Here is a 22758-nt window from a genome sequence, read left to right on the forward strand (position 1 = left end):
AAGTAGAGGAGCGCTTCCAGCTACCACGACCTTTGCGATCGCTTGGCGGCCAGCAACGATCCCCTACTTCTCTCTCTATCTTATAGGTAAGAAAGCCAAATCCCGCTTAAACGTCAAAGGGTTGCTTGCCGCTAAATTTCAGCTTGGCAGGCTCGGGATTTTTCCCAATGGTGCGGTCCATTTTGCCTACATAAGGACGCCCTTCGTTGGCTTTTTCGGGGAAGGTGCCATCTTTGGGGTGTAGGTATTCGACTTCGCCGTTGGGATAAATGCGATAGATTTTATAATCTTGGATTTTGGGTTTAAATTTGGTACGCAATTGCGTTCCCAGAGCCAGGCACTGCTCTTTGCGAGCCAAATAGACAATGTTCTCGCCTTCGTTCATAATGGCAGCGCCACCGGTGGGCATTTCAAACACCTGTCTTTTGGGACTGGTCCAGGTAATCGCGTATTTTTCTTCTAGGTCAGCGTTGCTGAGCAGGCCACCGGTGCTGCCACCGAAAACGGGTGGTTGTCCTTGTAGCTCTGTCATATAAAACCTCCAAGCGTTTGCAAACCGTGTTTGTATTATGGCACCAAGGAATTTAATCCGGCTCGTTGCCCGGCTATCCCTATACGGAAAGCTGAAAGGCAGGACCCTCCCTATGGTTTTCATAGGGAAGACCAATCGCTTCTGTTAAACAAACTATAGGGATTTTTACGGTATCGTATCACCCTCCTGGTAAGTCACTAACGCATCTGTCAAAAACTGTTACATAATCGAGGGCGTTGTTTAAAGTTTGGCCCCGCGCTGGCGGGAGCTGCGTTTGGAGGAACGGGAGGATTTGGTGCTTTTGGTTTGGCTTGGGGATGGGGAAGACTCGGCGATCGTGCCATCGCTATCGGTGGTGGCTTGGGGGAGGGTGAAGTGAAACTGGCTGCCTTGGTCTTTGCCGGCGGATTCGGCCCAAATTTCTCCACCCAGGCGCTGTACGAGTTGGCGGCAGATCGCCAATCCCAATCCGGTTCCCCGGGTGGTACGCTGCAAAGCACCTTCTTCCTGATAAAAGCGATCGAAAATGGCTTCTAGGCGGTTGCGGTCGATGCCGCGGCCGGTATCGGCGACGGTGACTTGTACGAAGCGATCGCCTTTCACCTGGGCGGCAATACGCACGTTCCCAGAGGCATCAGTAAACTTACAGGCATTGTCCAACAGTTTGGAAAGCACCTCCACCAGCCACTCGCCATCCGCGTGTACCAAGGGCAAATTGTCGGATACCTGCATTTCCACTTGGGGCAGATCTTTATCTTGCTGTTGGTGGCGGGTACGAATGCTGCTGAGGGATAAATCGACACACTCGCGCAGGGAAACCGGTTCGATGTTCCATTCCACCCGGCCGCTTTCCAGACGCGAGAGGGTAATAAAATCGTAGACCAAATCCCGCATGCGTTCGGCGTCGGCTAAAGCGGAACTCACCATCACCTGTTGCAGGTCTGCTGGCATATCTGGTTCGGCGGAAAGACTTTCCAGACAAATTTGAATCGTAGAAAGCGGCGTTCGCAGTTCGTGACCGGTAATGGCAATCAGGTTGCTGCGGGTTTGTTCCAACGCCTCCAATTGTTGGTTGAGTTCGTCCAAACTGGCGTAGGCTTGGGCTTGGATGAGAGCAATGCCCACTTGAGCAGCGATCGCTTCGACCAAATCCACATCTTCCTTACGCCAAGGTTGGGGATGGGTTTCGCAGCTGCTGCAGTTGTGTACCTCTACCATTCCTAACAGCTGTCCTTGATAGAGCAACGGCACCATCAACCAACTGCTAATATCCCAGCGACGAACCAACTCTGGAATGGGCTGTTGGCTGTCGCCCTCCTTTAGCAAGCGTTGGTCGCTTTGCGTATCGGTGACGCATACTTTTTGCTGGGTTTGGACCACCTCCTGAAACAGGGGATTCTCCTGCAAGTTCCAAGTTTGACCGGCTAACGAATCCACATTGGCACCGAGATACTCGTATTGAATGGTGGCGTTGCTATCGGTGGATTTGCAGCGGTAAATCAAACAGCGGCAGCACTGCAAAGTTTGTCCTAATTCTTGAACCGCTACTTTCAAAATCGCTTCGGGATTGAGGGATTTGCGAATTGCATTGGTAATAGAATTCACCAGGCGCTGCTTGCGTTCCTGTGCGGATATGGAACGGTAGGCTTTGAGCAATTTATACTGACCGGCCTGCAAGTAGGTGACGAGGCGCTGGGCAAAAGGACCGGGGTCAATTTCCGTATACGGTGTGGCTTCACTATTTCCGCGAACGTTGCTAGCTTGGGAAATCCCATACTGCTGCTTGGTTTGTGCGATTTTCTCTTGCAACTCCGTACGGTAGGTAGCAATGCGATCGAGCAACAAAGCTGCCCCCGTTAGGCAAACTTGACGCTCGAAGGTCCAAATCCCTTCAAAACGCCTGGCGGTATCCACATCCAAAACCACTTCTTCTCCAGCTTCCACATCCGGCAGTGGGGTGGGGCGTTCGCTGCAAATTAGGCAGACAGAATACTGCTGACCAATGACAATGAGGTGCCATTCCTGGGTCAGTCGATCGCTGGGGTCGAAAGCAATGGTTTCGTAGTTATGAACTTCTTTGGTGAAGTCGCTGTTAAACTCCGTATCTGGAGCTGCCAGAACGTACACTTGGGGCGTCACTTGGGCAATGCGCCGGTATCGATGGGCCTCTTGACGGTAAAACCGTTCCCGCTGAAAACTGGCAATTACCAAAGGTTGCTCGTTCCCCGCCAAAACTTGATCTTCCATGGCATGGGAAAGTGCCGTTAGAGAAGATTTGAAGTAAATTTGCGGTCGCAACTGGGGAATGGTGCGCAGCAGATCTTCCAGAACCGAATTAGGAATGCTCATCAACTAGCTTACAGGCCGAATTACCAATATAGATTGAATTATCGATAAGATTTGCTCTAAAAACTATGCTACTAGGCGCTGAGGATGTTGTTCCGATCGCTGCTTGTGGGATAGAGCCACAGCCCATCCCATGCTTGCGTTCGTTTTTGGGATTTTTCCGGAGGCGAAAAAATTTACATTTCTTCACTTCATGCGCCCTCCATCGCTGCTAGGCAAGAATTGGCCCAAATTGGCGCGAAGAACGCCCACCGCTACAAACAAAAGACTCCTGTGCGTCCTCTTCCTAGTACAATAAAGGATGCACAAACAAAAAAGCAAAGCATCAATGCTTACCCTGGGTGTCAATATCGATCACGTGGCGACCATTCGACAGGCACGGAAAACGGTGGAACCGGATCCAGTGGCGGCCGCGGTTTTAGCAGAATTGGGCGGTGCCGACGGGATTACCACCCACCTGCGCGAAGACCGCCGCCACATTCAAGATCGCGATGTACGGAGTTTGCGCGAAACGGTCAGAACCCACTTAAATTTGGAAATGGCGGCAACTGACGAGATGGTTGCGATTGCTTTGGAGGTGAAGCCAGACTACGTTACCTTGGTGCCGGAAAAACGGGAAGAGGTCACTACCGAAGGCGGTTTGGATATTGCCGGGCAGCGATCGCATTTGGCGGAGGTGGTCGATCGCTTGCAAGGGGCGGGAATTCCCGTTAGTCTGTTTATCGATGCCGAACCAGCCCAAATCGAAGCCTCAGCGAAAACGGGTGCTCGATTCATCGAACTGCACACCGGTCGCTATGCCGAAGCCCAGACAGAGGCGCAACAACACAAAGAATGCCAAGTTCTTGCCCAAGGATGCGCACAAGCCCGGGATTTGGGATTGCGGGTCAATGCCGGTCACGGTCTCACCTACCAAAACGTACGTCCGGTGGCTTGTCTGGAAGGGATGGAAGAACTTAATATTGGTCATACGATCGTCGCTCGAGCGGTTTTGGTCGGTTTGGAACGTGCCGTGCGTGAAATGAAACAAGCAATGCGAGGGGAACTATGACCAGGTACTACTACGTATTAGCCAGCGAGCATTTTTTGCTGGAAGAAGAACCTCTAGCAGAGGTGTTAGAAGAGCGCACCCAATACTATGAAAGAAAAGGCAAGGAAATTGATTTCTGGCTGGTGCGCCAACCGGCCTTTCTGGAAGCGCCGGAAATGAAGTCGGTGAAACAACAGTGCCCCCAACCGGCAGCGGCAGTCATTACCACCGATATAAACTTTCGCAATTGGTTGAAATTGCGTTTGGAATACGTGGTGAAGGGAGAATTTGAAGCGCCTTCGGAAACGATTCCAGATCCTTTGGCATCTTTGACGACGGCTTAGCATTTGTCAATGGTGGGGGTGGCTATGTTCGATCGAAGGGTGTGGCGACGGCTGATTTGGGGGTCTGGCATAGCGATCGCGATTTGGGTGGGTTCTACCGGTCACCGCGCGCGATCGCAACCGTCTTTTTGCCAGCCTCCCCCATCGGGGGCATATTTGCTGTTGGTGGATAGCAATACCCCCGCCGACCAACAGCGCGTCAGTGATTTGTTACCGCCAACTTTACAAACCAATATTTGTAGCTATCAAAATACTACGGTTACTCGGGTAGGGAGCTTTCCCAACCAAGCTATTGCCAATGCCTGGGCTGATTATATCAGCAACACGTTAGGATTAGAGTCGCTGGTGGTGGCACCGGGAACGCAGCTAGCACCTGCCCAAGTGGGAAATGGTTCGCAAACCAATAATGCCACCTATGCGGTTCTGGTCAATTTTTTCAATCGCCCGGAAATTGCTCGGCAGCTACAAGATATTTTGGGATCGGATCGAGATATTGGTTTGGTAGCTTACGCGCAAGAGCATTATTTGCTGGTAGAAACTACCGACCAATTGGAAGCCGCCAATGAAATCATGCGCCAGCTTAGCGATCGCGGTTTTTGGGTTGCGATCGTAGACAATCGCCGGGTGAGGGTACTGACCGAGCGCGTGCAAGTTACGCCAGAAAGTTCTCGGTGAGTTTTTACAGAAATCGTTGGGGGAAGGAAGCAAGTAGCTCTGGTTAGGATCGCGCTTGGCGAGGCACCTCCACAAAAACGCTCCGACTCTGTTTTGAAACCCACATATCGCAGGTTGAATAGGTTCACCTTGTACCCAGGTGCCGGCTTGGTCTTTTAGAAAGGAAAGAAAAAGGCGAAAATTTTTCCCAATATCTCCCCAAATATGGTATTTTATATATAGACACTTTTAGATAATGGGAATAGACGCAATTTTTAAATTGAGCCTACTAATTCCATTATTAAAATTATATGTCAATCCCCTGCCAAAATCAATCCCCAATCACCAAAAAATTCATTTTTCCCATGCCATCCTGGAATTTGGAAGCCAAAATCTACTGAGAATAGATATTAACCTGGCAAATGAGGATTGAAAGAACTGCAGAAAATGGTATCGATGTTGCTGTAGCAGGAACTAGCCGTTCTGACAAACTTACACAAACTTAACCCAATCGGTTAAACTTGACGTTAACTTCCTGTTTCTTTCCCACAAGGAGCTTTTCCTAGATGCGACGGCGCAACCTAGTCCACAGGCTTATACCATTTCTTGTTTTTTTTTCAAGTCTTCTTTTCGGTCCTTACTACTAACACGGGCGTAAGTAGAAGTCCCAGAAACATCCTTATTTTTCACCCAAGAATTCCGACACATCAAACCGACGATGGTTTCCTTCAGTTCGGACTGCTTTAATCCGTCCTTCAAATTCCCATTTACGAATATGGTTCTTGTCGAAACACCTAAGAGTTCTGCTGCCTCAGAAACCGGAACTAGATGGCATATATATCACTTAAGTTGGTTTACTTGGGGACGTATAATCTACATTATCCAAGATTTTGTTTTCGTCTCGCAGCGCTTAGGAACAACTCAAACCAGCATCTGCAGGGGTATTGTATTCCAACGGTAAAAAGACCAAACCATACTGCAACCTCTCACAGAGGGCAATACGCACCATTTCTCGCGGGGGATTTTCTCGGTTGTGGTTGGTGGGGTCAAAAGCCACCACACCGGTAGCACCTTGAATTTCAAAGCTTGGGTCTGAGAGGGTTTGTTGGAAAGTTTGACGTAGCTGCTGGATATCGCCACCGGAACCGGAAAGCGATCGCAACCCAGCAATCGTAGCGCGGGCAGCATCGTAAGCCATGGCAGTGCGCCAGCTGAGAAATCTGGTTCCCCACAACTGGTTAGCACCATCACAGAACGCTTGCCCGCCGGGGGTTTGGCAGCCAGTAGTATAGTGCCAGGGTGCATAAGTCACGAACGTTTCCAAAGTATTCATAGAAGCGTCTTGCAATTCCCGCAGGGTTTCGGGATTGTATAAAGCACTGGAACCCGCTATCCACAACTGACCCTGGTTGGCTTCGATAACATCAATGGCATTGCGTAGGGAAGCTGCCGACGTGCCCCCGTCGGGTACCAAAACTATCCCCTCGCTGCCTTGCTGTTGTGCCTGGGAAATGGCTGCTTGCGCGTCGAATCCAGGTTGGGAAAGATTGTTTGCCGAAATTTGCGTTACCGTGCCCCCATATTGGGGGAACAGGGTTTGAAAATTGCTTTGGAAAGATTGGCTGTAATCGCTGTTGAAACTATACAAAATAGCTGCCCGCCGGGCGTTGCTCACCAACTGCTCGCTAAAGAAATCCACATTGGCTTGATTGTTGCCCACAGTACGGAAGAAAAAGCAGGAATCTCCTTGTTCGGCACAAAATTCCGATAAGTTATCGGAGGTACTGCTGGCGGAAATCACCGGTACTTGTTGCTCTTGGTAAACCGGCAGTGCCGCTTGGGTGGTTTCGCTGGTGTAGTGACCGAGAACCGCGACCACATTTTCACTGGCTGCCAAACGCCGGGCAACTTTCTCCGCTTCGCTAAGGCTGTTGGCATCGTCGGCGATGAGAACTTGCAATCCTTTCCCGTTAATTTGGGGGTTGGATTCGTTGGCTTCGTGCTGTGCTTGGGCAACCCCGCGCAAAATGGCGGCGGCTTTGTTGCGATCGCCAGGCACCCTTGCTGGCACCACTACGGCGATGGTATAGACCTCCGCATTCGGATTGGCTAATAAATTCGCATTTTGATAGTAAATCCGCGCCTCTGGATTGTTGGCATTTGCTTGTAAAACCTGGGCAAACAACTTCCTCGCTCTTGAGTAATCGCCTTCCGCAAACGCCCCGATCGCTTGCTGTTCTTGACGGGAAACATCGCTTTGACTTTTCAACAAAAGCGTGTCACCACCGCTGACTTTGCCTTGCAGCTGCTGTGCCGTTTGCCCGTCGCCGTTGCCACCGCCAGCATTGCCAGAGGGGGCATTGCCTGAGGTAGGCGTGGGTTGATTTCCCATGAGGGCACGAAAATCGCCACCAAAGCGGCTTTTCACGATCCAGTAGACGCCTCCCAGAATCACCGCTGTAATTAGCAAAGCTCCCACCAATACCTTGGTTTCCTTATTTCCTCCAGACATAAAATTCAAATAAAAACAACAAGAAAGCTACGTTTAGGGTATCACAGGTTACGATACTGCCTGGGATTCCGGCAGCCCACCTTTCATTTTGCCCAACCAATCAATCAAATTTTCTAACTGGTCTTTGGGGGGAAGCACGCCCAACCCCCGCACCACAATTTTGTTGGGCGTATACACAAAACGGGATTGTAAGTTGGCGGGCAAATTTTCCTGCAACAGCTTCCAAGCCGGTTCTTCCATAGGCGTATCCAGCACCAAATTTTGCTTGCCTTCCGGGCGAATGCGAGAAATTCCTAATTGTTTGGCTAGCAATTTCAATTCCATAATCCGCAATAATTGCTGGGTGGCAGTGGGAATTTCCCCATAGCGATCGCGCCAGGAACGCGCCACCTGTTCCAACTCTTCCGGTGTCGTCGCCGCCGCTGCCTCCCGATAGGCACTCATCTTGGATTCCGTATCCCGAATATAATCGGCGGGAATAAACGCCGTCAGCTTCAAATCGATTTGGGTATCGTCAACTTTGGGAATTTCCTGCCCTTGGATTTGCTGAATGCACTCTTGCAGCATTTCCACATACAAGTCAAACCCAATGGCTTCCATGTGACCGGATTGTTCTGCCCCTAGTAAATTGCCCACGCCGCGAATTTCCATATCCCGCATCGCTAGTTGGTAGCCAGACCCCAATTGGGTAAACTCCTGAATCGCTTTCAAACGTGCCTTGGCTTTATCCGATAGTTGTTTTTTGGGATTCCAAAACAGCCACGCATGTGCCTGCACCCCGGAACGACCCACCCGACCGCGCAATTGGTATAGCTGAGATAAACCAAACCGGTGGGCATCTTCGATGGAAATGGTGTTGACCCGGGGAATATCCAATCCCGATTCGATAATTGTGGTGCAAACCAAAATATCGGCTTCCCCGGCACTAAACGCCAGCATTGTAGCTTCCAACTCCGCCGGATCCATTTGACCGTGGGCGATCGCAATTCGTGCGTTGGGCACCATTTCCCGCACCCGCGCCGAAGCCTCTTCAATGCCTTCCACCCGGGGCACCACATAAAAAATCTGACCACCACGGTCTAACTCCTGTCGCAATGCCGTGCGTACCACTTCCGACTCGTAGGGTGCCAAATGGGTTTTGATGGGGCGACGTGACGGTGGCGGTGTAGAAATAACGCTCATTTCTCGAATCCCCGAAAGCGCCATATACAAAGTTCGGGGAATGGGGGTAGCGGTGAGGGTCAGCACGTCAACCTGGGTTTTCATGGATTTAATTTTTTCTTTTTGATTCACCCCAAACCGCTGTTCCTCGTCAACCACCAGCAAACCCAAATTTTGGAATTTCACGCTTTTGTTTAAAAGTTGGTGGGTACCAATGACCACATCCAACTCACCCGTTGCCAGCCGTTTGAGGAGATGTTTCTTTTCCTGGGTGGTGCGGAAACGGTTCAGCAATCCCACTTCAATGGGATAGGGGGCAAAGCGTTCTTTGATGGTGTGATAGTGCTGTTGGGTCAAAATGGTGGTGGGGGCGAGGAAAGCCACCTGTTTGCCAGCGGTAATGGCTTTAAAGATGGCACGGATGGCGACTTCGGTTTTGCCAAATCCCACATCTCCGCAAACCAAACGATCCATGGGGCGATCGCTTTCCAAATCCCGTTTGACATCCTGAATGGCTTTGAGTTGGTCGGGGGTTTCTTGATAAGGAAAAGAATCTTCCAACTCTTGCTGCCAGGGCATATCTTCAGGATAGGCGATCCCTGTTTGTTCGGAACGTTGGGCGTAGAGTTTCAATAAATCCACCGCCAGCTTTTTGACGGTTTTGCGGACTTTGTTTTTGGTTTTCTCCCAAGCTTTTCCCGATAATTTATTTAACTGCGGCGGTTTGTCGTTAACGGAACGATAGCGGGATAAACTGCCCAACTGGTCGGCGGGAATTCGCAGCAAACCGTCTTCGTATTTCACCACCAGATATTCCCGATTTTCCAGCGATTCTAATTTTAAAAACTTGCCAATGCCGTGGTGGCGGTGAACTACGTAATCTCCCGGTCGTAGCTGGTTGGGGTCGATTTGTTTGGAAGCGGCGCGGCGGCGCTTGCGGATATAGGTAGGCGTGGCGAGGGTATGCTGCCCGAAAAATTCCCGGTCGGTGACCAGCATCAACCGATAGGTAGGCAGGATAAACCCTTCCATTTCCGCCAAACCGCTGTATTTTAAAGCAATGGGCGTATGTTGCACCTGCAAGCGTTCCACTGCCCGATGGTCGTTGGGATTGGGCAAAAATTGGGCGGGGCAATCGTGTTCTTGCAGCAGGGCAACGGAACGGGAGGGTTGGGCGGAAATCAGGAAAATTTGATGGTTTTGGCGTTCTTGGCTGAGGGTATCGGCTAATTTGGCAAATTGGTGGGGTAAGGTGGGAACGGCACGGGATGCGAGGTTGGTTTCGGGGATGCCGTCGGTTTTGATAGACGCGATCGCGAGTTCGGATAGATAAATCCGCTGGAATGGGGCGGTGGTTTCTAACGCTTCGTGGAAGTTCTGGTGGCGGCGTTGGTAATGAGTGCCTTGGCTGGATAGTTGTTGGTAGTGCTCTTCAGCGTGGTCGTACCACTGTTGGTTGTGTGCTTGGCACTGGTCGGGTTCGTCAATGGCAACCAGGGTATTTTCCGGGAAATAATCCACCAGGGAACTGGTAAATCCATCCACAACCACCGATGCCAGATATTGAAAGTCTGTGGGTGTCAGCACCAAATTCCCCACTGGTTGGGCTTCGGCGAAGGTGCGTTGGCTGACGGGGTCGAACTCGCGGATTGTTTCCAATTCGTCGCCAAACCAATCCAAACGCAAGGGCACTTCGGCGGCAACGGGAAAAATATCGACGATATCGCCGCGACGACTCCACTGCCCTTCGGTTTCCACTTGGGCGACCCGTTGGTATCCTAGCTGTGCCAGTTGTTGGTCGAGGGTTTTGCGATCGAGGTTGGTGCCGGGTTGCAGGTGCAAGCAACTGCGGGCAAAGTTTTCTGGGGGAGGTAGGTGTGGCTGTAAGGCTCTTTCAGTGGTCACGATCGCAATGGCGGCAGTTTGGGAGGTTGGGGTTCTTTCTACCAAATCCACCAATACTTGCATTTGCCCCCAGGTGAGTTCTGTATCGGGATGTCGTTCTTCGTAGGGGGAGGCTTCGGAGGTGGGGTAGAAATGAACGGTTTGCCACCCCATGGCTTCTAACTGTGCCGACCAACGCCCTGCTTCTTCCAGGGTAGCGGCGATCGCGAGTAGGTGTTGGTTGGTGGCACCGCAAAAGGCAGAAGAGACTAAGCCTTTGACCAAACGAGAAACCCCGCTCAGTTTGAGCTGTTGGTGGTCTGTTAGTTTGGCTAGCAGTTCGCTGGTCAGCTGCGATCGCTCGATAAATCGAACAACAGGAGAAAATGCATTCATAAACGAAGTTGACGTAAACGAACGGGCAAATCGATGGAGATCGAAGATGGTGGCTTTGGGTTGGGCGGTCAAGCCAGCACTCGATCCGATTTGGCTGGGGAGAATACGGAGAAAATCTTTGTGAAGATGCGGTTTGATTCTCTTTACAATTTTGCCACTATTGGCTGGTTGTTGCTGTACGAAGTCTCGCTGGCATTTTTAAAATAGAACCAAAGAAAATGTTTTTCTCCTGTAGGTGGGGCTATCCCCCCCGATGGAGGGGGTTGGTCGCTGCTTACCAAATCCCGATCGCGCCTTTGACGATGGTTTGACGCCCTTATTTATTTGGAAAGAATGCTAGCTATGTGGGAATTGCTTTTTATTTTGGTTTTGGGATTCATGCCTCCGTTGCTGTCTTTGTGGGTGACCTACAAAACCCGAGAACGCTTGCTGGAGCGGGTTCGGATTGCCCAAGATACCGCCCCTCCCTGGCGCGGTAACAGCCAAGCGGCTTTCCCAACCCCCTACCTTGCTTCGTCGCTGCACTATCAATCTGGTATTGGCTACGTCATTGGCGACACTTCCTGTGCTTTCAATGCGCGATCGCCCCATTTGCGCTGTGCGGTGAATCCCAGCGGACCTTGTACGGATTGTCGTTTTTACGAACCTATTGACAAATGGAACAACCAGGATGAATAAAGAATATTTGCCTGGTTGCTGTGGTTTTCTCTGTCTAGGATGGGGATTTTCCTTCGATTTCTTCAAACCATTTTTCCCACGTTTCGTAATTTTTCTTGGCGTCTTGCACTACGGGAGAGGCAATTAATAAATTAAACGCCAGCCAGCTAACCAACGACATGGGAAAACGCAACGGTCTGGCAATATCTAAAAATAAAACTACGCGATATCCATCGGTTTGGTTCCAGGCTTCGTGGTAAAACGTATCGTCAAAAATTAAACTTTTTCCTTCTTCCCAATGGGCAACTTCGTTATTGACTTGGATACCACATTTTTCTTTGGGTTCCGGTACGATAACCCCCAAATGGTAGCGAATTAAATTTTTTAGTTTCCCCCGGTGTTTGGGAATGTGTTTGCCAGGGGCTAAAATCGAGAAAAATGCTACTTTTAATCCCGGAATATCTTCGAGGAGTTTGGCGGTTTGCGGGCAGCGATCGCAGTTTTTGGTGGCTTTCATGCCAAAGGCATAAAAAAAGTAGGTTTTCCAGAGGTCGTTGTTGCTGATGCGACGCTGGCGTTGGGAAATATCCTGGTAGTTGGGAAGTTTGTCTACATACTGAAGCACCTGTTCTGCTTCCTGGCGAATCACCTGCCAGTTGTCTTCTAACTTTTGTGCCCAGGGGAATTGGTCTTTGTCAAAAAAAACGCTATCTCCCACTCGGGAGTGCTGCGCCACCAATTCTTCTAATTTTTGGAAAGCACGACTTTGATAGATACTCATGGTTCTGGCGAAAAGGCTAGGAAATAGGGCGTTACCAATAAAACCGTTTTGGTTTTCCGACGAGGCAATCTTACCACGAACCTGCTCTCGTTATTGATATTGGTTGCATCCCAGGGGCTATCTGTTTAAAGACCCTATTTCCTATTTGTCTTTGTCAATACTATCGGCTCTTGGTCTAGCCATTACTACGGGAACCTGGCTGTTCCCAAGCCCCGTCGCTTTAGCGCGGGGTCAGTGACCCTCTTTGGCGAAAGCCGCAATCACCTGCCAACTACAGGAGATTTTCCAGTTCGGCGCGCAGGGAGGGTAAATCCCCCACTTTCGCTACCAAAAGGTTTTCTGCCCCCGCATCATCCAAACGTGCTTTCCAAAAGGATACTTGTTCGGGATTTTGCATCCAATAGTTAATGGTTGCCTGTCGCACCAGGTTCATATCCCAGTCTTTTCCTTGGGAAATATTATCAATGGTTCTCAGGAAAGCATCAAGAGAACATTCATAACTGCCAATATATTCGATTCCTGTTTTTTTATTCTTTCTTAATGACTGTTGCTCGTTGAAAAAGTGCAACACTGAAGAGATGCCAATCATTTCAAAAATATATTTCATGGCTTTCTCCTAAAACCATCCCAGATCGCAGTATCAAAGTGTCTACTTGTCCATCATTCTACCATTACACTGGTTGGACATTGTATAGAAAGGTACAAGCAACTCTACTAGAAAATGGTGCCAAAAAAATGCACGCGATCTCTATATTTTCCGAAAAAATTAAACTTTTATTTATATTTTTTATAGCTTGCGCACTTTTTTGGGATGGCAATGAAAGGAGCTAGATTACCTGGGGGCGCTGGAGAAATTTGGTCAAATTTGATAAAATTTGATACATGAGAATTTACGGCAATCGCAAATTAAAAACCATTCCCGGACAACAAGTACGTCCCACCGCTGCTAAAGTTAGAGAAGCTGTGTTTAACATCTGGCAAGATCGGGTTGTGGGATGTTGCTGGTTGGATTTGTGCGCTGGAAACGGTTCCATGGGGGCAGAAGCTTTGTGTCGTGGCGCTCGATGGGTGGTAGGCATTGAAAAATGGGGCAAGGCTTGCCAAACGGTGAAGCAAAACTGGCAACAGGTAGCGCCTGCGGGCAGCCAATTTGAGGTAATTCGGGGCAATGTGGTAGCGAAGTTGCCGCAACTGGCAGGAACCTCCTTTGACCTAATCTATTTCGATCCTCCCTATCGAGAAAATTTATACCAGCCGGTTTTACAAGCGATCGCTACTCACCACCTCCTCGCTGCCGGTGGAGAACTCGCCGTGGAGAGCGATGGCGAGCTAAGCTTTGGTGGTTGGTTGCCGGAAACGTTGGCGGTTTGCCGGCAAAGAGTGTACGGAGATACCACGGTCAGCTTTTTCCAACCGGTCGCGATGGGAAAGGAGGCTTGAGGGGAAGCCATCTTCCCCTCCCAACGGAACATTTAGCGTTCCAGAGGATTGTCGCGTTGGTAGTCTTGGTAGGCTTTGACAAACAAACCGGCTAGGGTAATCAAAATCAAGCCCAAAACAATACCGGATAGAAGAGGTTCTACCATAGATACTCCTTAAGAAACCAATGGCTGCAACATATATGTAGTCCGTTTGCCATTGTAGCAAGGTTTGGTCGCTCGGAAGCGCCGTCTCTCCCTCGTCCCAGATCGAGTTGCCAGCAAATAGATATTGCCTAGCCAGCAGTAAAGATTTTAAACTATCTTGTAAATAATAAAGTTTTTTGTAGATCCCTTTATTAATGCAAATTTGTTTTGAATAAACCATCGATCCAAACCGAGACGGAAAACCAGTTGCCTGCAACGGTCGCGATCGCTTTAATCGTGGTCGGTGCGATCGCTGTAATCGTGTTTGGCATTTACCAGATTCAAACCTCCGATCCTTATATAGAGAGCGTTCTAGCCACCGAGGGCGACCCCATGCGCGGTCATGCCATCTTTCAAATGAACTGTGCTGGCTGCCACGGTTGGCGCAAAGACGGTCGTGTGGGGCCTAGTTTGGAGGGCGTTTCCGAACGCAAATCCGACAAGGAGATTATCCACCAAGTCATCAGCGGCGAAACACCCCCCATGCCTCAATTTCAACCCAAACCCCAAGATATGGCCGATTTATTAAGTTATTTAAAGAAACAATAAGCAATTTGGCAATCTGATGAAATTTTCATAACATTCGCCCCTGGTTGCTATCCACCAGTTTGAAACTGTTGGGCGCAAAACCGAGCATAGCGACCCTGCAACCGTAGCAATTCCTCGTGATTGCCCGATTCCACAATTTTCCCTTTTTCCAAAACCAAAATGCGATCGCTGCGCAACACAGTTGCCAAACGATGGGCAATAATAAACACCGTACGGGATTGGTGATGGGAATCTTCCCCGCCAGCAATCAACCGTTCCAAAGCTTGCTGTACCAACGCTTCCGACTCCGAATCCAACGAAGAAGTGGCTTCGTCAAGAATTAAAATGCGCGGATCGAGCAACACCGCCCTAGCAATAGCAATGCGCTGTCGCTGACCCCCCGATAAATTGGCACCGCGTTCTCCCACCCAGGTATAGTAACCATTAGGCAGCTGACAAATAAAATTGTGGGCATTGGCAACTTTCGCCGCCTCCTTCACTTCCTCCAGAGAACGCTCTGGCTGGGAAAAAGCGATATTATCCGCGATCGTACCAGAAAACAGAATCGTATCCTGGGGCACAATCCCAATTTGACGGCGGAGACTGCCGAGGGTGACATCGCGAATATCGATGCCATCCACCAAAATCTGACCCTCCGTGGGGTCGTAAAACCGGCTAAGCAAACTCATCGCCGTACTTTTGCCAGCGCCACTCATCCCTACCAAAGCAATAATTTCCCCCGGCAATGCCAATAAATTCAGGTCTTCCAAAACCCACGCCTGGTTGCCGTTGCTGTGGGGATAGGCAAAATACACGTGATTGTATTCCACTTTCCCAGAGAGGGTTGGTAGTTCCATGGCATGGGGTTTTTCCACCACCGAAGCCGGCACCGCCAGCAGTTCAAAAATCCGGTCTACCGACGCTTCCCCCTGTTTAAACTCGTTGTAGTTGTTGGTGGTAATGGAAATGGGGTCGATGAGCAATGCCACCGCTGCTACGTAGCTCACAAAATCGCTGGCGGTGAGGTTGTTTTGGGCAATTTGCCATCCTCCCAAGAAAAATAGAAAAATGACGCTCACCGCTTCCAGAAAGCCCACTACGACAAATTGAAAGGCTTTGAGCTGTTCGGTGATATATTTGGTACGGCGGTTGCGTTCTGCTTCTTGGGCAAACCGAGAAAGTTGGTACTGTTGGGCATTAAATCCTTGAATGACCGAAATACCGTTGAAGGATTCCGTTAGCAATGCGGAGAGATTGGAAATGCGGTTTTGGCTGCGGCGGGCAAAATTGAGTAGCTGGTTGCCAAAATATCCGATGAGAGTTGCCATGAGGGGGGCAACAACGAGGGTAGCGACGGTTAGCTGCCAGTTGATATAGAACATATATCCCAAAACCACCACCAGTTGCAGGATGGAAGGGATAAATTGATGGAACACTTTGTTGATGACTTCGCCGATGCGGTCGATGTCTTCGGTGAGGCGGTAGGAGAGGTCGCCGGTTTGGGTTTGGGAAAAGTAGCTGAGGCTGAGTTGGGAAAGATGGGCGTAGGTTTTCAGGCGCAGGTCAAAGGCGATCGCGAGGGCAGCTTTGGCCATTAAAGCATCTTGCCCGTATTGTACCGCACCCCGTACTAAAAAAATTATAGCTGCCAAACCGGCCAATTGCGCGATCGCGGTAATATCGCCAGCGCCAATATAAGAGGCCATTCGCCCGGCGAGGGAAGCCAAAATCGGCCAAAATATGGTAAAAGCCAGGGTACAGGCAAAGGCTTGGGCAATGGTTTTTCTTTGGGTTTTCAGATAGGGAAGCAGTTGGAAATAGTTGGTTGCCCCGAAACGTTTTTTCATCAGCGATCGCGCAACATGGATTTCGCAAACGATATCGAATTCATGTTTCCCATCTTCCCATATCTAGCTGCGATCGCTCCATTCTCCCTACCTTCCTCATTCTCTCCATCTCTCAATTTCCCTATCTAACAACTCTTGCTCTGGTTCTTCGTCTTCTCGATCCTCTTCCTCTTTTTCCTCGTTCTCAGTTTCTTCCAGCAACTCCTTCACCCGATTTTGAACTTCCGCATGGGATTCGACACCTTCATAGGCATAGCGGTTGTAACCGTAGCGAAGAATCAAGCTTTCCAGATAGCGAACCCGATTTCCCGTGTCTGGGTGGGTGGAAAAGAACGTCGGCGGCGACCCTTTGGAAGCTTTCAGTTCGTAAAGCGTTGCCATCACATCCCGCAAACCATCCGCCGCGTATTTGGTATTGGCAAGCAAACGAGTACCGAAAATATCCGCTTGTCGTTCTTGGTCGCGGCTGTAGTCGAGTGCCAGTAAGTTAGAAACGATATTGCCAAAGGGAACAAATCGAGCAACGCCGGAAATCAAGTTATTTCGGGTGGCTTGTTGGAAACCGTGAGACAAAACTGTGTGAGCGAGTTCGTGCGCCAGCAAACCGGCTAGTTCCGCCTCGGAGTCAGTTTCTAAAATAGCGCCAGCGTTGATGAAGATTTTACCGCCGGGAAGGGCAAAGGCGTTGAGATCTTTATTTGATATAACATGGAATTCATATTCAAAATCCCGCCCCGTGTAAGTAGCTAGCTCCTCTCCCATGTTTTGTACGTAACTGGTTACTTTTTCATCTTCTACCATGGGCAAGTTATCGCGGATAGCTTTGCTGGCACGACGACCCAATGCTTCTTCTCCCCGCAGCAGCAGCAATGTGCTATCCACCGCTGGTAAGGCGGCAAAAGGGCTACCGGTGACGGCAACGGAGAGGGCACCTGTAATGGCTGTCGCGATCGCGTTTCCGGTCAGTTCGTCACGCAAGTCGCTACGGAAGTTTTTATAGTGAACTTCGGCTAGTTGTTTAAATTCTTCAGCTTGTGGGTGTTCGGGATAAAGCAGGGCAAACTGTCTGGCGGCAATGGAAGCATCCAACCAACGTTCGTTTTCGGCAAAGGTTTTGACGGTGGCTTTGACCAGTTGCGGTTGGTCGGAATACTCCTGCATGGCTTGTTCTAAGACCAAAGCCGCTTCTTCGGGGCGTTCGTATTTTTTGAGTGCTTCGGCGTAGCGAATGTGACCGGGAATAAATTCGGGTACTTCTTTGACAAGTAATTCTAGCGGTACGAGAATTTTGGTTTGAAGGTTTTGTTCCCAACCGGCTTTGGCTTGCCGCCAGTAGACTTTGCCGGCGGGGGAGAGTTTTTCTGGGTCGCTGTAGGGTTCGGGTCGGTCGGTATAATTTTCCGCTTCTTCAGCAAAGGCTGGCTTGACTTCTCGATAGATTTTTTCGGCGGCTTCGGTATTGCCAGCTAGATACAAGCGATCGGCTTCTGCCAATCTGGAAAAGTGCGGTGGCGAAGCGGCTTCTAAGGAGTCGCTTTCTGAGTCTGTTTCCGAAGTGTCTTCCGGTTCCTCCTCTGGCGTTGGGGAAGCTTCTGGTTCGCTAGAGGATGAGGATTGATTTTGCTGTTGGTTTTCTTCTGTGGTAGCTGAGGAGGATTCGTCGGATTCGGAACTGGTTTCTGTTGTCGATGGTTCCGCGATCGCTACGGGAATCGCCATTTCTAGAGACAGAAGGCTGCCAAATGTGATTGCTAGAGAAGTACGTATAAGTTTCATAGTCGCCACACCGCAACTTGGATTAATTCTATTGTATCCAGACGCATCGACTCGTGTGGAAGTTGCTTTTTGGAACTGGGATGTGCGTCTATTGCGGAATTTACGGAGTTGGAAGTGGTATTTTGGTTATCGCGATCGCATTTTCTTAAGGTTTTTGTCACCAAGGGCGTATTTCTGCGATCGGAGACGCTTGGCGATCGCAGAATTGCAAATGCTAGGTAGAACCAACGAATCGTTCGCTTTCCAATGGATGTTATCGATGGTAAAGCCAACCGAAATTTACTCACTTCTTTGCTGAAACCAAGAAGTTGGGCGAATTTATATTTTTATAGTATGGTTGGTTGGTGACGTTTCCCATTAATTTGCGATGAGCTTGCAACGGTTTCTAGCAACTTTTTTGGCAGGATTGCTGGTTGGTTTTGCGATCGCGATGCCAGGCGCATCTGCTGGCAGTTCCTTAGATATTTCTTCTACCAACGTAGCTCAAACCAATTTTTTCCAGCAAACTTCCAGAAGCGATCGCGGTTCTTCTGGCAATCCACAACAGAAAAGCGATCGGAGTAGCCGCAGCAAATCTAAATTAGATAATTTGCCAGCTTGCGCATCTACCGACTGCAATTGCTCGGATTTTCGCACCCAACAACAAGCACAGCGGGTTTTAGAAGCATTTTCCGGCGATCCCCACCGCCTCGATGGCGATAAAGACGGCGTTGCTTGCGAACGTTTGCCATAAAATTAAATTTCGTGGTTTCGCTCTCGATCGCTTCATGGAAAATGGAACTTGAAACTTTAGAAAAACACGATGTTATTTTTGTTTCCCAAAACAACAAATATGCCTATACTGTGGAATTGATGCGTCGTTGGGTAGCTGGCGAGTTTCCCACACGAGCAATAGACGTAGGCTTGGTAGCCCCGTCTCTTTAGAGCGGGGCGGAAAAGCCTGTGAGCGACTTTAGTCGCCTAGTGCCTATCATGATGCGGATCGTTCATATTCTACTATAATTAGCTTATGGCTAAAACATATACGGCTCAAATTAATCGGTTGCCAGATGACGCTGAACTCAGCGCAGCATTAGAGTACCTGTGCAGAGAATCCAACAAGCTCTATAACTGCACGACGTATCTCGCTCGCCAGCTTTATTTTAAGGCGGGCAAGTTCTCTAATGGTCGGTGGCTGTCTACCCAGATGAAGCGCAACCCCCACATGAAAGCGTTGTATACCAGTGCAGCGCAACAGACCTGTATTAGCGTTGGCGAAGCATTTAAGGGGTTCAAGGAACTTCTAGATTTGTGGGATCGGGGAGAGCTGGAGAAAAAGCCAAAGGTACCCAATTACCGCAAGTCTGACGGACTGTTTCAGATCTCGTACCCCAAGAAGTGGCTAAGACTTACTGCTAAAGGAGTTAGGGTGCCAATGGGAACCGCCTGTCAGGTTTGGTTTCAGCTCCCTGAAATCTTCATCCCTTTCCCAACTAACCTAGATTGGTCTGATGTTAAAGAACTTCAGATCGTCCCCCGTGCTGGTTATTTCGATGCGGTATGGATCGGCAAAGGGCAACCAGTTTCAGACTATGCGTTAGACCCTAACCGAGTGCTGTCAATTGATCATGGGCTCGATAACTGGCTGACCTGCGTTGACTCTCAAGCTGATAGCTTTATTATTGACGGCAAGCACGTTAAGGCTCTTAACCAGTGGTATAACAAGCGTGTTGCCACGATTAAAGAGGGGAAGGATAAAGACTTCTGGTGTAGTCTGCTCGACCGTATCACAGGTAAGCGTAACCGCCAAATGCGAGACGCAGTAAACAAAGCGGCTCGAACCGTTATCAACTACTGTCTTGAGAACGGTGTAGGTACGTTGGTTTTTGGCTGGAACAAGGGTCAAAAGAACGGCTCAAATATGGGTCGAAAGAATAATCAAAAGTTTGTTCAAGTACCGACTGCTCGGCTAAAGAAGCGTATCGAACAGATGTGTGAACTCTACGGTATTGAGTTCATAGAGCAAGAGGAAAGTTGTACCTCAAGAGCCAGTGCGTTAGACCTAGATGAGATCCCCGTTTACGGTGAAAAACCCGAAGGTTGGGAGTCATCAGGGAAGCGTGTAAAGCGTGGTCTGTATCAGTCCGCAGATGGTACTGTGGTAAACGCGGATTGTAATGGAGCCTATAATATAGGTCGTAAAGCGCAAGTAATCGGAATGCAATGCAAACCGACTAGAGGGCAATTGACTAGCCCTAGGCGTCTGTTTCTCTGGAGTCGTCCCGTCTCTAGGGTAGCAGAAGTGCTGAAACTCGTGAAATTTACCGAGGAATCCCCGTCTCTTTAGAGCGGGGAGTAGTCAACAAACCACAAATAGGACTGATATTGCGTGGGATGATGGCAAAACTGACAGGCAAGCGACTGGCAGGTATAGCGATGGGGATAAGTTTGTTGTTGGCGGTTTCCCCAGAAGCCAAACCCGTCACTGTGAAACCGGAAAAAATAATCATTACCGGTAGTTGCTTGTGGCAAAATTTCCTTTGTTCTCCCGCCAAGCGAACCATCGTTGTTTTGGAATTGCCAGAACCCATCCAAAACCTACAACTGCTGCCGATAGATTTGCCATCGGAAAACAGCGGTAAGATATTTCCCAGTTCTTGTATTGATGTAGAAAAGTCCCAAATCAAACGATTTCAAAAAAAACGACGCTACGAAGTCAATGGCGAAAGTCTCGCTGACCTTTGCTTTCCATAATGTTGCCAGTGGTTCCTACAACGCTCAGTTGCTTTTGGTTGACGATCGCGGTAACAATATTCAAATCCCCGTTACTATCCAAGTGAAGGATAGCTGGGTGTTGCCTGTTTTGCTGTTGTTTTTGGGTGTGGTGATTGGGTATGGGTTATCTGTGTATCGCCACCAAGGTGCCAAACGTGATGCGATCGCGGTTCAAGTTGGCAACTTGCAAACCCAGTGTAAAAACGATTCGGAACTGCCACCAGCGTTTCAAGCTGCGATCGCTCGTCACATTGTGGAAGCAGAAACGGCTTTAGGCAAACAACAGTGGGAAACAGCCCAAAAAGCGGTAAATGCCGCACAAGCCATTTGGGATAAGTGGCGTAAATATCGAGAAGATTGGAAAGAGCAATTGCAATATGCAGAAAACAATTTACGCAGCCGCGTTCAAGAAGAAATCGACTCAGATACCAATTATCAACAAGCTATTCTTTTTTCCCTAGAGCAGGCGAAAAATATTTCTGCTTATAGAATACCGAATGAACTACGCGATCGCTTGGAAGAAATCCGACAGCAGTTCCAACAATACAAACGAAACAAAGACAAGATTCATGGATATGTTTCCCTTCTCAGAAATTTATCCCCAGAAGAAGAAAGAGAATGGCGCAAAAAGTTGAAAGAATTGGACACGAAGTTACAAGAGCTCTCACCCAGCGAACAGGATGCTATGAAAGAATGGCAAAATGAGTTAGATAATTTTAAACAAGAGTTAGATCGATATCTGGAAGAAAAGCAAAAGCAAGAAAACTCCAACCGAGAAATTTCACCCGATGTTAGTTCCAGAGGCAGCTACGAGAGTTCGCCAATCGAAGCCATGTTGCAACCGCCAGCCACCAATCCTTTTACCCAAAATAGCATTCAACAAGCCCGCCAACGATTGCAGTGGTTCAACTGGATAGCCCATGCCAGTGTTATTTTTTTGATGGTGGGGGGTGGTTTTAACAAATTATACGCCGAAAAACCTACATTTGGCAGTCGAGGTATTGCCGACTATTTGGCACTTTTGGTTTGGGGATTTAGTGCAGAAGTAACCCGAGATGCTGTAGTGAAAGCAATTCGTCAAGAAGAACAGCTACTAACAACCAAAAAACAAAATTCGGAAACCAGCGAATCCGAGCAAACAACGGAGAAAGAAAGCCAGCAACAATCGGAATAATCTAAAGTTTTTGCTGTCGAAAAATTCCAACAAATGCGATCGCTTCCCAAAAACCGTCCCCCTTGACAAGGGGGACCATAGGGGGTTAGCCTACCGAAGGTTCGGCAGCTTCAAAAGCGGCGCGAATTTTCTCCACGCGATCGCGATTTTTGCCTAAATCCGATTCGCCCAAACGGGAAGCCGAACGCACGTGAATGGTTTTATTTTCCGGGTCGTTGTAGAATTCTACATCATCCACAAATCCCATAATTTGGGTGGTAAACTCCGCGTAAAGATAATTATCTTTGGTTTCGATAATTTCAGCATTTTCTAGTTTTTCGATAATATTTTTAAGCCGATTAAACGCTTCTTCACCAGAGGATTTATAGGTGAAAGGTTCGATGGCATGGGTTTCGTCTTTGCTTTGACTGGAAACGCAATTGGGAGAACTGGGACAAGGCGTCAATTTGCCGTTTTTTACCCCTAAATTATCCGGTCTTTCCCCAGAAAACGAGAAAATACTCGCGATCGCGCTTTCACCGCCCAAATCGCTAGCAGCCGCTTTTGCAGCAGACATGGGACTGTAGCCCAACAGCAAGGTACCGAACACCAGCAATGCTGAAACGCAGAATCTCGTCAATCCCGACAATTTCATAACCAAAAGTCCATAATTACCGTCGTTGGGAATATTGTAAACGTTTTTTAACATTTTGACCAACCATCTTGCCTAACGGGTCGCCAAAATTGAACCATTCCCTGTACCTCAAATAAGTGACGC

The 22758-nt window shown here is 48.9% G+C and carries 21 protein-coding genes; 11 read left to right on the plus strand and 10 right to left on the minus strand.

Features of this window, described 5'->3' with window-relative positions:
• Window positions 1-106: 106 nt before the first annotated feature.
• Both AS151_RS13730 and AS151_RS13735 read right to left on the minus strand, forming a co-directional pair.
• The gene (locus tag AS151_RS13730) at window positions 107-532 is read right to left on the minus strand and encodes a photosystem I reaction center subunit II PsaD (protein ID WP_071517623.1); all 426 of its coding nucleotides are present in this window, start codon (window positions 530-532) and stop codon (window positions 107-109) included.
• A gap of 240 nt (window positions 533-772) precedes the next feature.
• Window positions 773-2881 carry a DICT sensory domain-containing protein gene (locus tag AS151_RS13735; protein ID WP_071517624.1) on the minus strand — a complete coding sequence of 703 codons (2109 nt, stop codon included), beginning with the start codon at window positions 2879-2881 and terminating at the stop codon, window positions 773-775.
• A 325-nt stretch (window positions 2882-3206) separates the two neighbouring features.
• Here AS151_RS13735 and AS151_RS13740 point away from each other — a divergent pair, with 325 nt between their 5' ends.
• The 3 genes from AS151_RS13740 to AS151_RS13750 are packed head-to-tail and all read left to right on the plus strand — an operon-like array spanning window position 3207 to window position 4927.
• Window positions 3207-3929 carry a pyridoxine 5'-phosphate synthase gene (locus tag AS151_RS13740; protein ID WP_071517625.1) on the plus strand — a complete coding sequence of 241 codons (723 nt, stop codon included), beginning with the start codon at window positions 3207-3209 and terminating at the stop codon, window positions 3927-3929.
• Complete coding sequence (locus AS151_RS13745) at window positions 3926-4252, plus strand: MgPME-cyclase complex family protein (protein ID WP_071517626.1); 327 nt, start codon at window positions 3926-3928, stop codon at window positions 4250-4252. Before AS151_RS13740 ends, AS151_RS13745 begins: the two co-directional genes overlap by 4 nt.
• Window positions 4253-4276: 24 nt before the next feature.
• Window positions 4277-4927 carry a hypothetical protein gene (locus tag AS151_RS13750; RefSeq protein ID WP_071517653.1) on the plus strand — a complete coding sequence of 217 codons (651 nt, stop codon included), beginning with the start codon at window positions 4277-4279 and terminating at the stop codon, window positions 4925-4927.
• 889 nt (window positions 4928-5816) lie between these two features.
• Here AS151_RS13750 and AS151_RS13755 read toward each other — a convergent pair.
• Both AS151_RS13755 and mfd read right to left on the minus strand, forming a co-directional pair.
• Window positions 5817-7418 (minus strand): ABC transporter substrate-binding protein, encoded by a 1602-nt coding sequence (locus tag AS151_RS13755; RefSeq protein ID WP_084639590.1) that lies wholly within the window; start codon window positions 7416-7418, stop codon window positions 5817-5819.
• 48 nt (window positions 7419-7466) lie between these two features.
• Window positions 7467-10859 (minus strand): transcription-repair coupling factor, encoded by a 3393-nt coding sequence (gene mfd, locus AS151_RS13760; protein ID WP_071517628.1) that lies wholly within the window; start codon window positions 10857-10859, stop codon window positions 7467-7469.
• A gap of 33 nt (window positions 10860-10892) precedes the next feature.
• Between mfd and AS151_RS22190 the strand changes: the two genes are divergently transcribed.
• Both AS151_RS22190 and AS151_RS13765 read left to right on the plus strand, forming a co-directional pair.
• Entirely contained in the window at window positions 10893-11066 is a 174-nt protein-coding gene (locus AS151_RS22190) for a hypothetical protein (protein WP_170861404.1), read from the plus strand.
• A gap of 126 nt (window positions 11067-11192) precedes the next feature.
• Window positions 11193-11537: a DUF6464 family protein gene (locus tag AS151_RS13765; RefSeq protein ID WP_244533014.1), complete on the plus strand. Its 345-nt coding sequence runs from the start codon at window positions 11193-11195 to the stop codon at window positions 11535-11537.
• A 34-nt stretch (window positions 11538-11571) separates the two neighbouring features.
• Here AS151_RS13765 and AS151_RS13770 read toward each other — a convergent pair whose 3' ends face one another.
• Together AS151_RS13770 and AS151_RS13775 are read right to left on the minus strand one after the other, a co-directional pair.
• Complete coding sequence (locus AS151_RS13770; protein ID WP_071517630.1) at window positions 11572-12297, minus strand: aspartyl/asparaginyl beta-hydroxylase domain-containing protein; 726 nt, start codon at window positions 12295-12297, stop codon at window positions 11572-11574.
• Window positions 12298-12568: 271 nt separating this feature from the next.
• Complete coding sequence (locus AS151_RS13775; protein WP_071517631.1) at window positions 12569-12904, minus strand: hypothetical protein; 336 nt, start codon at window positions 12902-12904, stop codon at window positions 12569-12571.
• 275 nt (window positions 12905-13179) lie between these two features.
• Here AS151_RS13775 and rsmD point away from each other — a divergent pair, with 275 nt between their 5' ends.
• Window positions 13180-13737, plus strand: a complete 558-nt coding sequence (gene rsmD / locus AS151_RS13780) for a 16S rRNA (guanine(966)-N(2))-methyltransferase RsmD (RefSeq protein WP_071517632.1) — start codon at window positions 13180-13182, stop codon at window positions 13735-13737.
• Window positions 13738-13769: 32 nt separating this feature from the next.
• On the opposite strand, the gene petG is transcribed toward rsmD, so the two are convergent.
• The gene (gene petG, locus AS151_RS13785; protein WP_071517633.1) at window positions 13770-13883 is read right to left on the minus strand and encodes a cytochrome b6-f complex subunit PetG; all 114 of its coding nucleotides are present in this window, start codon (window positions 13881-13883) and stop codon (window positions 13770-13772) included.
• Between the two features lie 207 nt (window positions 13884-14090).
• Here petG and AS151_RS13790 point away from each other — a divergent pair, with 207 nt between their 5' ends.
• Window positions 14091-14471, plus strand: a complete 381-nt coding sequence (locus AS151_RS13790) for a cytochrome c (protein WP_084639591.1) — start codon at window positions 14091-14093, stop codon at window positions 14469-14471.
• A 47-nt stretch (window positions 14472-14518) separates the two neighbouring features.
• Here AS151_RS13790 and AS151_RS13795 read toward each other — a convergent pair whose 3' ends face one another.
• Window positions 14519-16297 carry an ABC transporter ATP-binding protein gene (locus AS151_RS13795; protein WP_071517634.1) on the minus strand — a complete coding sequence of 593 codons (1779 nt, stop codon included), beginning with the start codon at window positions 16295-16297 and terminating at the stop codon, window positions 14519-14521.
• Between the two features lie 96 nt (window positions 16298-16393).
• Complete coding sequence (locus tag AS151_RS13800) at window positions 16394-18073, minus strand: M48 family metallopeptidase (RefSeq protein ID WP_071517635.1); 1680 nt, start codon at window positions 18071-18073, stop codon at window positions 16394-16396.
• Between the two features lie 367 nt (window positions 18074-18440).
• Between AS151_RS13800 and AS151_RS13805 the strand changes: the two genes are divergently transcribed.
• From AS151_RS13805 to AS151_RS13820, 4 genes are all read left to right on the plus strand, one after another.
• Window positions 18441-18806 (plus strand): excalibur calcium-binding domain-containing protein, encoded by a 366-nt coding sequence (locus tag AS151_RS13805; RefSeq protein ID WP_071517636.1) that lies wholly within the window; start codon window positions 18441-18443, stop codon window positions 18804-18806.
• A gap of 276 nt (window positions 18807-19082) precedes the next feature.
• Window positions 19083-20399 (plus strand): RNA-guided endonuclease TnpB family protein, encoded by a 1317-nt coding sequence (locus tag AS151_RS13810; protein ID WP_071517637.1) that lies wholly within the window; start codon window positions 19083-19085, stop codon window positions 20397-20399.
• 47 nt (window positions 20400-20446) lie between these two features.
• A complete protein-coding gene (locus AS151_RS13815; protein ID WP_170861406.1) occupies window positions 20447-20806 on the plus strand; it encodes a hypothetical protein in 360 nt (119 codons plus the stop codon).
• A complete protein-coding gene (locus AS151_RS13820) occupies window positions 20772-22001 on the plus strand; it encodes a hypothetical protein (RefSeq protein ID WP_071517639.1) in 1230 nt (409 codons plus the stop codon). Before AS151_RS13815 ends, AS151_RS13820 begins: the two co-directional genes overlap by 35 nt.
• 85 nt (window positions 22002-22086) lie before the next feature.
• On the opposite strand, the gene AS151_RS13825 is transcribed toward AS151_RS13820, so the two are convergent.
• Window positions 22087-22557: a DUF1499 domain-containing protein gene (locus tag AS151_RS13825; RefSeq protein ID WP_211517604.1), complete on the minus strand. Its 471-nt coding sequence runs from the start codon at window positions 22555-22557 to the stop codon at window positions 22087-22089.
• Window positions 22558-22758: the final 201 nt, after the last annotated feature.

Source organism: Geitlerinema sp. PCC 9228, from assembly GCF_001870905.1.
GTDB lineage: Bacteria > Cyanobacteriota > Cyanobacteriia > Cyanobacteriales > PCC-9228 > PCC-9228.

Bases quoted from the DNA above. Each gene is read 5' to 3' on its own strand.
- AS151_RS13740 (WP_071517625.1), top strand. From the start codon at position 3,207: ATGCTTACCCTGGGTGTCAATATCGATCACGTGGCGACCATTCGACAG.
- AS151_RS22190 (WP_170861404.1), top strand. From the start codon at position 10,893: ATGGAGATCGAAGATGGTGGCTTTGGGTTGGGCGGTCAAGCCAGCACT.
- AS151_RS13825 (WP_211517604.1), bottom strand. From the start codon at position 22,557: ATGTCTGCTGCAAAAGCGGCTGCTAGCGATTTGGGCGGTGAAAGCGCG.
- AS151_RS13795 (WP_071517634.1), bottom strand. From the start codon at position 16,297: ATGAAAAAACGTTTCGGGGCAACCAACTATTTCCAACTGCTTCCCTAT.
- AS151_RS13805 (WP_071517636.1), top strand. From the start codon at position 18,441: ATGAGCTTGCAACGGTTTCTAGCAACTTTTTTGGCAGGATTGCTGGTT.
- AS151_RS13800 (WP_071517635.1), bottom strand. From the start codon at position 18,073: ATGAAACTTATACGTACTTCTCTAGCAATCACATTTGGCAGCCTTCTG.
- AS151_RS13765 (WP_244533014.1), top strand. From the start codon at position 11,193: ATGCTAGCTATGTGGGAATTGCTTTTTATTTTGGTTTTGGGATTCATG.
- AS151_RS13745 (WP_071517626.1), top strand. From the start codon at position 3,926: ATGACCAGGTACTACTACGTATTAGCCAGCGAGCATTTTTTGCTGGAA.
- AS151_RS13750 (WP_071517653.1), top strand. From the start codon at position 4,277: ATGTTCGATCGAAGGGTGTGGCGACGGCTGATTTGGGGGTCTGGCATA.
- AS151_RS13775 (WP_071517631.1), bottom strand. From the start codon at position 12,904: ATGAAATATATTTTTGAAATGATTGGCATCTCTTCAGTGTTGCACTTT.
- AS151_RS13820 (WP_071517639.1), top strand. From the start codon at position 20,772: ATGGCGAAAGTCTCGCTGACCTTTGCTTTCCATAATGTTGCCAGTGGT.
- AS151_RS13810 (WP_071517637.1), top strand. From the start codon at position 19,083: ATGGCTAAAACATATACGGCTCAAATTAATCGGTTGCCAGATGACGCT.
- AS151_RS13770 (WP_071517630.1), bottom strand. From the start codon at position 12,297: ATGAGTATCTATCAAAGTCGTGCTTTCCAAAAATTAGAAGAATTGGTG.
- AS151_RS13815 (WP_170861406.1), top strand. From the start codon at position 20,447: ATGATGGCAAAACTGACAGGCAAGCGACTGGCAGGTATAGCGATGGGG.
- AS151_RS13730 (WP_071517623.1), bottom strand. From the start codon at position 532: ATGACAGAGCTACAAGGACAACCACCCGTTTTCGGTGGCAGCACCGGT.
- rsmD (WP_071517632.1), top strand. From the start codon at position 13,180: ATGAGAATTTACGGCAATCGCAAATTAAAAACCATTCCCGGACAACAA.
- AS151_RS13735 (WP_071517624.1), bottom strand. From the start codon at position 2,881: ATGAGCATTCCTAATTCGGTTCTGGAAGATCTGCTGCGCACCATTCCC.
- AS151_RS13755 (WP_084639590.1), bottom strand. From the start codon at position 7,418: ATGTCTGGAGGAAATAAGGAAACCAAGGTATTGGTGGGAGCTTTGCTA.
- mfd (WP_071517628.1), bottom strand. From the start codon at position 10,859: ATGAATGCATTTTCTCCTGTTGTTCGATTTATCGAGCGATCGCAGCTG.
- petG (WP_071517633.1), bottom strand. From the start codon at position 13,883: ATGGTAGAACCTCTTCTATCCGGTATTGTTTTGGGCTTGATTTTGATT.